Here is a 13504-nt window from a genome sequence, read left to right on the forward strand (position 1 = left end):
TAGTGTTTTCAAGCTATTAAAGGGTAGGAGTAAAGATGACAGATAATAATAGCGATTCCAAAAATGCACTTTATTGCTCTTTTTGTGGTAAGTCTCAGCACGAAGTTCGTAAATTAATTGCGGGGCCAACAGTATTTATTTGCGATGAATGTGTTGAGCTATGTATGGATATCGTGCGTGAGGAAAATAAAACTCAGATTAATAAAGATCAGAGTAGTTTGCCTACACCTAAAGAAATCTGTAAGATTTTAGATGATTATGTTATTGGGCAAGGTGATGCTAAAAAGGTGTTATCTGTTGCTGTTCATAATCACTATAAACGTTTAAATCAAGCGGATAAAGCAGGTGATGTTGAGATTGCAAAATCTAATATTATGCTTATTGGTCCAACAGGAACGGGTAAAACACTTTTAGCACAGACTTTGGCTAGAATTTTAGATGTTCCTTTTACAATGGCAGATGCCACAACATTAACAGAAGCTGGTTATGTTGGTGAAGACGTCGAGAATATTATTCTTAAGTTATTACAAGCTGCGGATTATAATGTTGAACGTGCACAGCGTGGCATTATCTATATTGACGAAATTGATAAAATTTCTCGTAAATCTGATAATCCTTCCATTACCCGTGATGTGAGCGGTGAAGGTGTTCAGCAAGCATTGTTGAAAATCATGGAAGGGACTGTTGCATCTGTTCCTCCTCAAGGTGGGCGTAAGCATCCTCAGCAAGAGTTTCTTCAAGTTGATACAACGAATATGCTCTTTATCTGTGGTGGTGCTTTTGCAGGGCTTGATAAAATTATCAGTGCAAGAAGTGTTGGTTATGGTATCGGGTTTGGTGCGGAAGTTCAATCTGCAGATGACCATAATATTGGTGCATTATTCCGTCAGTTAGAATCAGAAGATCTAATGAAATTTGGCTTAATTCCTGAATTTATTGGGCGTTTGCCAGTGATTGCTACTTTGGATGATTTAGACCAAGAGGCGTTAGTCCAAATTTTAAAAGAGCCTAAAAATGCCTTAGTGAAGCAATATCAAAAGCTTTTTGAAATGGAAAATGTTCAGCTTACTTTTGAAGATGAAGCTGTAGAAGAAATTGCAAATAAAGCGATTGAGCGTCGTACTGGTGCGCGTGGTCTACGCTCTATTCTGGAAACGATATTGCTTTCTACAATGTTTGAATTGCCTGATTTAAATGATGTAAGCGAAGTTATTGTCAACAAAGATGTGATTAATCGTAAAGCAGAACCTGTTTATGTTCATGATAAAAAAGCAGATGCTGGAAAAACGGCTTGATCTTTGTTGATATCTTGTCAAGATAGAAGGGACCTATCTTAGGATGGGTCCTTTTTTATTATAAGGCTTATATAGTGTAAATCGAAATGATATTTAAAGTAAGTATTATTGTATTTTATCTATAGAGTGTTTATATTTGAAATGGGCTCTTTATCTATTTAGATTTGAGTAAATGGATTAAAGGGTTTATTCGTTACCTTGAACTATTCTATCATTACATTTTATTGTTATATAATTTGTGAATGCTTTTTTGAAATAATCATTAAGTTATTTTATATGATAAAGCTTCAGTAAGGTAATTATTTTAATAATTGAGCGTGCCAATTTTGGGCGCTTATCCAAAGAGATCGTCCATATAAGGAGGTCATAATTTATGACAGAAGAAAAAGATAATGCTGCAATTAATGAAATTGATGTAGAGCAAACTGAACTGCAAGAAGATGAAAATTCTTCTGGGTTGATTGCGGTTTTACCCTTAAGAGATATTGTTGTTTTTCCACATATGATCGTGCCATTATTTGTGGGGCGTGAAAAATCTGTTAAAGCACTAGAAGTGGTTGGTAAAAAACAAAATAAAATCTTGTTGGTTACACAAAAAGATGCTTCTTTAGAAGATCCTACTAAAGATGATATTTATCATTTTGGTACGTTGGCATCAATTTTACAGATTTTAAAATTGCCAGATGGTACTGTTAAAGTGTTAGTGGAAGGCTATCAAAGAGCTAAAGTGAAAAGGCTTTTTGACCGTGAAACCTATTTTGAAGCTGATATTGACGCGATTGAAGAAACAGTAGACGAATCAAATAAAGAGATTGATGCTTTACAGCGTACGGTTGTTTCTCAATTTGAACAATATGTCAAATTGAATAAATCAATTGCACCAGAAGTGTTGGTTGCTGTTAATCAAATCGATAATCCTTATAAGCTTGTCGATACAATAACGAGTCATTTAAATTTAAAAGTGCCTGATAAGCAGTTTATTTTAGAAACGATTCCTGTTGACGAGCGGTTGGAAAAACTACTTGAGCATTTAGAGGCTGAATTAAGTGTTTTACAGGTAGAAAAACGCATTCGTAATCGTGTTAAAAAGCAAATGGAGAAAACTCAACGGGAATACTATTTGAATGAGCAGATGAAAGCGATTCAAAAAGAGTTGGGTGAAGGAGAAGATGGCAAGGATGAGCTTTCTGAGCTAGAAGAGAAAATTAAAAAGACTCGCTTAAGTAAAGAAGCAAGAGATAAGGCTTTATCTGATTTGAAAAAATTACGTTCAATGAGTCCGATGTCTGCAGAGGCAACGGTTGTTCGTAATTATTTAGATTGGATTGTTGGGATTCCTTGGAAAAAACGTTCTAAGATTTCTAAAGATTTAAAAGAAGCAGAAAAAACGCTTGATCATGATCACTATGGACTAGAAAAGGTAAAAGAACGAATCCTTGAATATTTAGCAGTGCAAGTTCGTTCATCTAAATTGAAAGGTCCGATTCTATGTTTGGTAGGTCCTCCGGGGGTTGGTAAAACGTCTTTAGCGCGTTCTATCGCAAAGGCAACCGGACGTGAATATGTGCGTATGGCTTTGGGCGGTGTGCGTGATGAGGCTGAGATTCGTGGGCATCGTCGTACGTATATTGGTGCAATGCCAGGAAAAATTGTTCAAGGTATGAAAAAGGCTGGAACTTCGAATCCATTATTCTTATTGGATGAGATTGATAAGCTTGGTTCAGATTGGCGTGGAGATCCGACTTCAGCATTGCTAGAAGTCTTAGATCCAGAACAAAATTCAACATTTGCCGATCATTATTTAGAGGTTGATTATGATCTTTCTGATGTGATGTTTATAACAACAGCAAATAGTTATAACATGCCTCAGCCTTTGTTAGATCGTATGGAAATTATTCGTCTTTCTGGTTATACGGAAGATGAAAAAGTAGAAATTGCACGTCGTCACTTGGTAAAAAAACAAGGTGAAGCCAATAATTTAAAAGCAAGAGAGTGGTCTATTTCAGATGATGTTTTGCGTGAGTTGGTGCGCACCTATACACGTGAAGCCGGGGTTCGTAATTTAGAACGTGAAATTGCTAATATTGCCCGTAAGATTGTTCGTAAGATTGTTGTGGGTGAATTTGATCATGTCGCAGTCACTTTAGATAATTTAGAAGAGTATGCGGGTGTAAAGCGATTCCATTATGGTGAAAGCGAGAGCGAAGATCTTATTGGAATCGTGACAGGTTTAGCTTGGACTGAAGTTGGTGGTGATATTCTACATATTGAAAGTGTCACTGTTCCCGGTAAAGGACACATCAAACATACAGGTAAGTTAGGTGAAGTGATGCAAGAAAGTGTTTCTGCAGCCTTATCTTATGTAAAAAGTCGTTCACTTCAGTATGGAATTAAACCAGAACTATTTGATAAAAAAGATATACATGTTCATGTTCCAGAGGGTGCAACACCGAAGGATGGGCCGTCTGCTGGGGTTGCAATGGCAACGAGTATTGTTAGTGCAATGACGGGCATTCCTATTCGTAAGGATGTAGCAATGACGGGTGAGATTACTTTGCGTGGCCGTGTATTACCTATTGGAGGATTAAAGGAAAAATTATTAGCAGCATTGCGTGCCGGGATTAAAACAGTCTTTATTCCTAAAGAAAATGAAAAAGATTTAGTAGATATTCCTGCCGTGGTGACGAGTAATTTGACGATTATTCCTGTAGTAAATGTTGATGAAGTGATTAATCAAGCATTGATTCGTCCAAGCGAATCAATCGAATGGAATGAATCTGAAACGACAAAGTCAGTAGATTTGATTGCTAAAGAGGCATCGTTAACGCATTAAAATGTGATGATCTTGCAACCTGATAGGCAAGAAGTGCAAGAAAATAGCTATTGAAGCACAGAGAATGGTTGACGTTCTGCAAAAGTGCTTCAATAGTCTGAGTATGGATTGGAAAACCAATTCAATCGATATAAATTTGTATCCTCATATAGTGGAAAGATAAATAAATGGAAAAGCCGCTTAATAAACAAGAACTCGTTGCTGCTGTTGCAGAAAAAGTTGACTTATCAAAAGCAAAATCTGCTGAAGTTGTAGATGCAGTGTTAAGCACAATCGAAGAAACACTTGCAAAGAAACAAGAAGTGCGTCTTGTTGGGTTTGGTAGCTTTGTTACTGCAACACGTAAAGCAGCTAAAGGACGTAATCCTCGTACAGGCGAAGAGATTGATATTCCCGCATCTATTTCTGTTCGTTTCAAACCTGGAAAATTATTAAAAGAAGCTGTTAGCAAATAGTTTCCAAGTTATTAAAAAAATAACTAGACATACAACGGCTTCAATGCTAAGAAGTCGTTGTTCTGTTAAAACAGACCAGTTTAAACAGAAAGGGCGATTAGCTCAGTTGGTAGAGCATCTCGTTTACACCGAGAGGGTCGGCAGTTCGAGCCTGTCATCGCCCACCATAATTTTTAAAGTAAATAATACTTGCTTTAAAAGTGACTAGTCTGTAAAGACGATAATACACCACGCGGGTGTAGCTCAGTTTGGTTAGAGCGTCGGCCTGTCACGCCGAAGGTCGCGGGTTCGAGCCCCGTCACTCGCGCCATTATAGTTTATTATTTTTCTTTAAAAATAAGGGGCGATTAGCTCAGTTGGTAGAGCATCTCGTTTACACCGAGAGGGTCGGCAGTTCGAGCCTGTCATCGCCCACCATAAATTATAAAGCAAACTTGCTTTAAAAGTGATTAGTCTGTAAAGACGATAATACACCACGCGGGTGTAGCTCAGTTTGGTTAGAGCGTCGGCCTGTCACGCCGAAGGTCGCGGGTTCGAGCCCCGTCACTCGCGCCATATTTTGCGTATGGTAATAAAAATTCTCAAAAAAATTAATATAAACTAGTAATCTCAAATATATTCACAATATATTTTAAATATTGTATTTTGTTTTCCTTTTATTTCACTAAAGTTCATAGTGTTACGTTTGTCGTTATGGATTGAAACTAAAAGCGAAGATGGAGAATTGTAAAATATTCCTAAATCTTATTATTTTTGCTTTTCTTATAAGATGTTTGTGCTTTTGTTTTGTTTTGATAAGTGAAAAGATCTGCAAGAAAAAATGTAGATTAAAGGTATAATTTTCTTTTGTTCTCTGTTATAAGGTAAATCAATATTCAATTTTTTGTTGATAATCTTAATTATTATAGAAGCTAAAGAGTTATCTCATGCAGGCTATTTTAGGTAATTATTTACCAGTGCTGATTTTTGGAGTGATTTCATTAATTATAGCATGTGCTATGTTGGGGGCAGCATTATTTTGTGCGAAACAAAAACCTTATGCTGAAAAAAATTCCCCTTATGAATGTGGATTTCCAGCGTTTGAAGATGCGCGTCAATTGTTTGATGTGCGTTATTACTTGGTGGGTATTCTGTTTACGATTTTCGATCTTGAAATGGTTTTTTTATTCCCATGGGCGCTAACACTTTCCAAAATTGGAATGTTTGGTTTTTTTTCAATGCTCGCTTTCCTTGTCGTTCTAACCGTTGGGTTTGTATATGAGTGGTGCAAGGGTGCATTGGAGTGGGATTAGGTTAACAAAGATAACGTGGGTAATTATTAAACAGATTTATATCTGTAAATGAGATTGTGATGAATCAGAATATGACAGAAAACTCTGGTCTTGAAAAAGTCTATTGGAATCAAGATGCCTTGCCGCCAGGGGCAGAGCAAGATGCAGTAATCAAAGGCATTACTGGAGCAATTACAGATAAAGGATTTGTGGTTGCTAAGTTGGATCAATTAATCAACTGGGGTAGAACAGGCAGTCTTTGGCCAATGACTTTTGGTTTGGCGTGTTGTGCGGTTGAGATGATTCATGCGTATATGCCGCGATATGATTTGGATCGTATGGGGGTTGTTCCGATGGGATCTCCTCGTCAAGCAGACGTGATGTTAGTAGCTGGAACCTTAACGAATAAAATGGCTCCAGCTTTGCGTCGTTTGTATGATCAAATGTCTGAACCTCGTTGGGTTTTATCTATGGGTTCATGTGCAAATGGTGGTGGGTATTATCATTACTCATACTCTGTCGTCAGAGGGTGTGACCGTATTGTGCCTGTTGATGTTTACGTCCCTGGATGTCCACCAACAGCTGAGGCATTAATTTACGGTATTATGTTGTTGAAGAAGAAAATTCAAAGAACAGGGACAATTATCCGTGGTTGATGATCATATTGATACATGCAAAAATAGCTTTATAAACATGCCTCGCTTACAAGCGATCAGTTTTATGTTGTGTACCTCTGTTAAAGGGGTCGTAAAAGCAGATTTTGAACAAGATGAGCTGGTGGTTGTGGTTGAGTTAAGTCATCTAACTGATTTGTTGATTTTGCTTAAAGAACATCCTTTATGTCGTTATGAGCAATTGATGGATTTGTGTGGTGCTGATTATCCGCAACGTGCAGATCGTTTTGATGTTGTTTATAATCTGTTATCGATTTCGTTGAATCAGCGTATTCGAGTGATTACCCATACCGACGAGCAAACACCTGTTCCTTCTGTGCGCAATTTATGGAAATGCGCAGATTGGTGGGAACGTGAATGTTACGATATGTTTGGTGTTTTGTTCTCTGGGCAGCCTGACTTGCGTCGGATCTTAACAGATTATGGTTTTGATGGGCATCCTTTGCGTAAAGATTTCCCTTTAACAGGATATGTTGAAGTGCGTTATGATGCGGATCAAAATAAAGTGGTTTATGAGCCTGTAACGTTGACTCAGGATATGAGAGATTTTGACTTTGACTCTCCTTGGGAGGGGTTGGTTACCTTACCAGGTGATGAAAAAGTTCATGAGAAACGTCAAAATATTAAGCCGTATTCTTTGTAATAACATTCAGTGTAATCGGCAAAAGGATATTTGATGAGTGAAGTGATTAAAAAAGAATTAGCGACAAAAGCGCAAGAGTTGAATGCTGAAGTAAAGCAAAATGTTTCTCGCGTTTTATCTGGTGATTCACATACCTTAAATTTTGGCCCTCAACATCCATCTGCGCACGGTGTGTTACGTGTTGTGATGGAGTTAGAAGGGGAAGTTGTTAAGCGTGCGACGCCTCATATTGGGTTGTTGCATCGTGGAACAGAAAAACTATTAGAGCATAAAGCGTATCATAAAGGGCTTCCTTATTTTGATCGGTTGGACTATGCATCTCCTATGTGTGAAGAGCATGCATATGTTCTTGCAACTGAAAAGTTGCTGCGTGTTGATGTGCCTGACCGTGCTAAATGGATCCGCGTTTTATTTGCAGAAATTACTCGTATTTTAAACCATTTATTGAACGTAACAGCAATGGGCTTGGATTGCGGTGCGATGACACCAGCATTATGGGCTTATGAAGAGCGTGAAAAAATGATGGAATTTTATGAAGGTGTGTCTGGGGCACGTTTTCATGCGAATTATTTCCGTCATGGTGGTGTGGCAAAAGATTTGCCTGCTGGAATGGAAGATAGAATTGGAAAATGGGTTAAAGATTTTCCAAAAATTGTTGATGATATTGAAGGGCTATTAACAAACAATCGTATTTGGAAGCAAAGAACGGTTGGTATTGGTGTTTGTACGACTGAAGAAGCATTATCATGGGGTTTTTCTGGGCCTTGTTTACGTGCTTCTGGGGTTCCTTGGGATCTTCGTCGCTCTCAACCTTATGATAACTATGATAAAGTCGATTTCCAAGTTCCTGTTGCTCGTCAAGGGGATTCTTATGATCGTTATTTGATTAGAATTGTTGAAATGCGCGAGAGTGCTAAGATCATTGAGCAATGCTTAAATAAAATGCAACCTGGTGCAATTAAAGTTGAGAGTGAAAAAGTTTCACCACCAAAGCGCAAAGATATGAAGCATTCTATGGAATCTTTAATTAATCACTTTAAGCTTTATAGTGGTGGTTTTCATGTTCCTGCTGGAACTACTTACACTGCTGTTGAAAGTCCTAAAGGAGAGTTTGGGGTTTATCTTGTTGCTGATGGTGGAACGAAACCTTATCGTTGTAAAATACGTCCGACAGGGTTTTCTCACTTGCAAGCATTAGGTGAGTTATCACATCGTCATATGTTGGCTGATATGGTGGCGATTATTGGCTCTATGGATTTGGTTTTCGGTGAAGTGGATAGATAGGGCGTTATGTCAGAGAAATCTATGAATATACAACCTGCTGAATTTGCTTTCGATCAAGAAAGTAACCAGCAAATTGAAAAAATATTAGCAAAATATCCTGCTGCACGAAAAGCAAGTGCTGTGATTCCGTTATTATATGTGGTGCAAAACCAGATGAAGCGGTTAACAAAAAGCGCATGGGTTCCAAAGGTTGCAATGTCTGTTGTTGCGAAACGTTTAGAAATTGCGCCTGTTCGTGTGTTTGAAATTGCAACATTTTATACGATGTTTAACTTAGAGCCTATTGGTGAATATCATTTGCAAGTTTGTGCAACAACACCATGTTGGTTGCGTGGTTCTGATGATATTGTTGCAGCTTGTAAAAAAGCAACGGGTATTAAAGAATTCGGCCAAACTAGCGATGATGGAATGTTTACGCTTTCTGAAGTCGAGTGTTTAGGGGCATGTGCGAATGCGCCTATTTTACAGGTTGATCATGATTATTATGAAGATATGACTGCGGAAAGTACGATCAAATTGATTGACCTCTTACGTCAAGGCAGTAAGCCAGAGCGTGGGCCAATGATTGATCGTTTTAATTCTGCACCTGTGGGTAAGAAATTTTCACAAAATACAGGGGCCGAAGATGTTAAGTGATAAGGATCGTATTTATCTTAATTTACATGGTCATGATGATTGGAAATTGGCTGGTGCACGTCGCCGTGGAGACTGGGATAACACAAAAGATATCTTAGCTCTAGGTCGTGATACCATTATTAAAACTGTCATTGATTCAGGACTGCGTGGTCGTGGTGGTGCAGGCTTCTCCACAGGTTTAAAATGGTCTTTTATGCCTAAGAAAGAAGGGCCTTTGCCTCATTATCTTGTAATTAATGGGGATGAATCAGAGCCAGGGACGTGTAAAGATCGTGAGGTTATGCGTCATGAGCCACATAAAATCGTTGAAGGGGCATTATTGGCTTCTTTTGCGATTGGTGCGCATACAGCATATATTTACATTCGTGGTGAGTATTATAATGAGGCAAACCATTTACAAGCTGCAATTGATGAAGCTTATGAAGCTGGCTTAATTGGTAAAAATGCTTGTGGTAGTGGTTGGGACTTTGATTTTTATATTCATCGTGGTGCTGGTGCTTATATTTGTGGTGAAGAAACAGCTCAGCTGGAAAGTTTAGAAGGTAAAAAAGGGCAACCTCGTTTAAAACCTCCTTTCCCTGCTGGTAAAGGTTTGTATGGTTGTCCAACAACCATTAATAACGTTGAAAGTATTTCTGTAACACCAACAATTTTACGTCGTGGTTCGGCATGGTTTGCGGGAATTGGTCGTGCAAATAATACTGGGCCTAAATTAATGGCGATTTCTGGTCACGTGAATACACCTTGTGTTTTTGAAGAAGCACTTGGATTACCATTAAGAGAGGTAATTGAAACTCATGGTGGTGGTGTTCGTGGTGGATGGGATAATCTATTAGCTGTTATTCCTGGTGGCACGTCCATGCCGATGTTAAACAAAGAAACCTGTGAAACAGTCATCATGGATTTTGATGGTATGCGAGATGTTGGTTCTGGTTTAGGAACTGCTGGTATTGTGGTTATGGATAAATCAACAGATATTATCCGTGCAGTTACATTGCTTTCAAAATTTTATAAGCATGAAAGTTGTGGGCAATGTACACCATGTCGAGAAGGTTCTAACTGGGTTCTGAAAGTTATGAAGCGTATGACTGAAGGTCGTGCAGAAATTGAAGAAATTGATATGCTGATGGATGTAACCAAAAGTATTGAAAACACAACGATTTGCGCAATGGGAATGTCCGTTGCTTGGCCAGTTCAAGCATTAATTCGCAACTTCCGTCCTGTGATGGAACAACGAATTATGGATTATAAGAAGTCCCGTGGTGGAGCATCACAAATTCAGGTGCCTGTTAATGCACCAGTAGGGGGCTAATAAGATATGGCAAAAGTAATTGTAGATGGTATTCCTATAGAAGTGCCAAATGGTTCTTCTGTATTACAAGCTTGTGAAGCTGCGGGAAAGGAAATTCCTCGTTTTTGTTATCATGATAAGCTGTCTGTTGCTGGAAATTGCAGAATGTGTATGGTTGAAATTACAGGTTCTCGTAAACCTTTGGTTTCTTCTTGCTCTCAGCCTGTAATGGAAGGGATGCAGGTTACTACAGATTCTGAAACTATTCGTGCAGCACGTCGCAGTACAATGGAGTTTTTGTTAATTAACCATCCTTTGGATTGTCCAATTTGCGATCAAGGTGGTGAGTGTGACTTACAAGACCAAGCTGTTGGGTATGGACGTGATTGTTCTCGCTTTAAAGACGATAAGCGTGCCGTTGTTGATAAGTATATGGGGCCGCTTATCCGTACAGTGATGACACGTTGTATTCAATGTACACGTTGTGTTCGTTTTACGAATGAAATTGCAGGAACAGCTGAACTTGGTGGGATTTTCCGTGGCACAAATATGGAAATTACCCCTTTTATTGAGCAAAGTTTGGTTTCAGAGCTTTCTGGTAATTTAATTGATGTTTGTCCTGTCGGTGCGTTGACTTCTAAACCAACAGCATTCCATTTTCGTTCATGGGAATTGAAAAATACCGATTCAATTGATGTTGTTGATGCTGTTGGCACAAATATCATGCTTCAAGTGCGTGGTAACGAAGTAATGCGTATATTGCCTCGTAAGAATGATGATGTGAATGAAGAGTGGCTTTCTGATAAAGGACGTTTTTCTTTAGATGGATTGAAACGTCGTCGTTTAGATCGTCCTTGGATTAAAAAGAATGGTAAACTTGTTGAATCTTCTTGGTCAGAAACCGTTCAATATGTTGCTGATAAATTAAAAACAATTGCTGCTGATCGTATCGGTGCGATTGCTGGTGATTTATGTGATGCAGAAAGTATGCTCGCATTAAAACAGCTTATGAATGCTTTAGGATCATCAAATACAGATTGTCGTCAAGATAATGCATATTATGATGTTTCTAAACGTGGGCATTATGTATTTAATACTTCGATTGCTGGTATTGATGATGCAGACGCTTTGTTGGTAATTGGTTCATTCCCAAGACAAGAAGCCCCAGTTTTAAATGCACGTATTCGTAGACGTTGGTTGTCTTTAAGTGAGCAATTCCCAATTGGATACATTGGGGAGCTTCCAGATAATCCAACTTACAAAGTTGATCAATTAGGTGTAAGCCCAGAGTTGATTGACGAGCTATTATCAGGAAGTCATGCTTTTGCAGAAACGTTAAAAAATGCGAAGCGTCCAATGATTATTCTAGGTCATGGTGCGTTAACTCGTCCTGATGCTAAAGTTATTTTTGAAAAAACAATGGCATTAGCAAAAGTTATTGGCGCTGTTTCTGATGATTGGAATGGCTTTAACGTGTTACATCATGCAGCCTCTCGTGTTGCTGGTCTTGATTTAGGCTTTATCCCACAAGGACAAGGTAAAGATATTGCTGCTATGGTGAATGGTGGTGTTGATGCTTTATGGATGTTAGGTGCAGATGAAGTTGATCTTTCAGCGTTGAGTCCAGAGTGCTTTGTGATTTATCAAGGACATCATGGTGAAAAAGCAGCATCTCGTGCAGATGTCGTTTTACCTGGTGCTACTTATACCGAAAAATCTGGAACATATGTCAATACAGAAGGGCGTGTTCAACGCAGCTTCCGTGCGATTTGTCCTCCAGGGGAAGCAAAAGAAGAATGGTCAATTATTCAGTTGATTGGTCAAGCACTATCCGTTGAACAACCTTATCATGACTTTGAAACGTTACGTCAGTATATGGCTGAGGTAAATCCAGTGTTTGCACAGCAAGGGTTAGTTAAAAATTCTGTTGATGTTTCTGTGGGTGATGCAGTGCAAGGAAACTTTGAAAAACAAGCGCTTAACGCCGTTATTTCAGATTATTTCTTAACGAATTCTATCAGCCGGGCAAGTTTGACAATGAACGAATGTTCGAAGTTGCGTTATGCACCTTCGGCTGAGGCAGCGGAGTAATCGACGTGGAACATTTCTTTTTTCATACGATGGTTGGATCGATTATTCTGATTGTCTTAAAAGTTCTTGCAGTGTTAGTACCTTTATTAATGGGGACTGCTTATCTAACTTGGTTAGAACGTAAAGTTTTAGCTGCAATTATGCTTCGTAAAGGACCTAACGTTGTTGGGCCTTTTGGGTTGTTGCAACCTTTTGCTGATGCTGTAAAAATGATTTTCAAGGAAACCATTATTCCAGCCAAAGCAAATCGTGTTATTTTCTTTGTAGCACCTGTTATTGGTTTTGCGCTTTCTATGCTGGCATGGGCAGTTATTCCTACGAATGATGGTTGGGCTGTTGCGAACTTAAATATTGGTATTTTGTATTTGCTCGCGATATCATCAGTTAGTATCTATTCAACATTGCTTGCGGGTTGGGCTTCTAACTCTAAATATTCTTTGTTAGGAGCTATGCGTGCTACAGCACAGATGATTTCTTATGAAATTTCAATGGGTTTGGTTATCGCATCAGTGTTATTGCTTGTTGGTAGTGCAAACTTGAATGATATTGTGTTGGCGCAAAAGCATGTTTGGTTTTTCTTACCAATGTTCCCAATGTTCATTATTTTCTTTATTTCATGTTTAGCTGAAACAAATCGTCCACCTTTTGACTTTGCTGTTGGTGAAAGTGAGTTGGTTGCAGGGTTCTTCGTTGAATACTCTTCTATGGCGTTTGGTTTATTTTTCTTGGCTGAATATGGCAATATGATTTTGATGTCTGCCATTACCAGTATTTTGTTTTTGGGTGGATGGTTGCCTCCAATTGATTGTGCGCCATTTACATGGATCCCTGGGCCATTTTGGTTAATTATTAAAATTTTAGTTTGCTTGTTCTGCTTTATTTGGGTTCGAAGTGCATTCCCAAGATATCGTTATGATCAATTAATGCGTTTGGGATGGAAAGTATTCTTACCATTCTCTTTGACATGGGTTGTATTAACTGCTGCGTTTTTGATGATTACAGGCATTGGTATTTATGGAGGTGCAGGTTAA

General features: G+C 38.6%; 11 protein-coding genes and 4 tRNA genes. All 15 read left to right on the forward strand.

Annotated features, from left to right (window positions below; translation table 11 throughout):
• The first annotated feature begins 35 nt into the window (after positions 1-35).
• The 15 genes from clpX (at position 36) to nuoH (ending at position 13504) form a co-directional block, all read left to right on the forward strand.
• Positions 36-1295, forward strand: coding sequence for an ATP-dependent Clp protease ATP-binding subunit ClpX (gene clpX / locus CIN_RS03370; RefSeq protein WP_008853654.1), 1260 nt, complete (start codon positions 36-38; stop codon positions 1293-1295).
• A 373-nt stretch (positions 1296-1668) separates the two neighbouring features.
• Entirely contained in the window at positions 1669-4128 is a 2460-nt protein-coding gene (gene lon, locus CIN_RS03375) for an endopeptidase La (protein WP_008853655.1), read from the forward strand.
• A gap of 167 nt (positions 4129-4295) precedes the next feature.
• Positions 4296-4583 (forward strand): HU family DNA-binding protein, encoded by a 288-nt coding sequence (locus tag CIN_RS03380; protein WP_008853656.1) that lies wholly within the window; start codon positions 4296-4298, stop codon positions 4581-4583.
• 91 nt (positions 4584-4674) lie between these two features.
• Positions 4675-4750, forward strand: a tRNA-Val gene (locus CIN_RS03385).
• Positions 4751-4815: 65 nt separating this feature from the next.
• Positions 4816-4893, forward strand: a tRNA-Asp gene (locus CIN_RS03390).
• A gap of 31 nt (positions 4894-4924) precedes the next feature.
• A tRNA-Val gene (locus CIN_RS03395) sits at positions 4925-5000 on the forward strand.
• A 60-nt stretch (positions 5001-5060) separates the two neighbouring features.
• Positions 5061-5138 (forward strand) — tRNA-Asp (locus tag CIN_RS03400).
• Positions 5139-5509: 371 nt separating this feature from the next.
• Entirely contained in the window at positions 5510-5875 is a 366-nt protein-coding gene (ndhC, locus tag CIN_RS03405) for an NADH-quinone oxidoreductase subunit A (RefSeq protein ID WP_008853657.1), read from the forward strand.
• A gap of 59 nt (positions 5876-5934) precedes the next feature.
• Positions 5935-6510, forward strand: a complete 576-nt coding sequence (locus CIN_RS03410) for a NuoB/complex I 20 kDa subunit family protein (RefSeq protein WP_040363739.1) — start codon at positions 5935-5937, stop codon at positions 6508-6510.
• A 37-nt stretch (positions 6511-6547) separates the two neighbouring features.
• Complete coding sequence (locus tag CIN_RS03415) at positions 6548-7171, forward strand: NADH-quinone oxidoreductase subunit C (protein WP_008853659.1); 624 nt, start codon at positions 6548-6550, stop codon at positions 7169-7171.
• Between the two features lie 33 nt (positions 7172-7204).
• Positions 7205-8455, forward strand: a complete 1251-nt coding sequence (locus tag CIN_RS03420; RefSeq protein WP_008853660.1) for an NADH-quinone oxidoreductase subunit D — start codon at positions 7205-7207, stop codon at positions 8453-8455.
• A 6-nt stretch (positions 8456-8461) separates the two neighbouring features.
• Positions 8462-9091, forward strand: coding sequence for a complex I 24 kDa subunit family protein (locus CIN_RS03425; RefSeq protein ID WP_008853661.1), 630 nt, complete (start codon positions 8462-8464; stop codon positions 9089-9091).
• The gene (gene nuoF / locus CIN_RS03430) at positions 9081-10403 is read left to right on the forward strand and encodes an NADH-quinone oxidoreductase subunit NuoF (RefSeq protein ID WP_008853662.1); all 1323 of its coding nucleotides are present in this window, start codon (positions 9081-9083) and stop codon (positions 10401-10403) included. The genes CIN_RS03425 and nuoF overlap by 11 nt, the downstream gene beginning before the upstream one ends.
• A gap of 6 nt (positions 10404-10409) precedes the next feature.
• Positions 10410-12473, forward strand: coding sequence for an NADH-quinone oxidoreductase subunit NuoG (gene nuoG, locus CIN_RS03435; protein WP_008853663.1), 2064 nt, complete (start codon positions 10410-10412; stop codon positions 12471-12473).
• Positions 12474-12478: 5 nt separating this feature from the next.
• Positions 12479-13504 (forward strand): NADH-quinone oxidoreductase subunit NuoH, encoded by a 1026-nt coding sequence (gene nuoH / locus CIN_RS03440; RefSeq protein WP_086631680.1) that lies wholly within the window; start codon positions 12479-12481, stop codon positions 13502-13504.

It is taken from the genome of Commensalibacter intestini A911, from assembly GCF_000231445.1.
Classification (GTDB): Bacteria; Pseudomonadota; Alphaproteobacteria; order Acetobacterales; family Acetobacteraceae; genus Commensalibacter; species Commensalibacter intestini.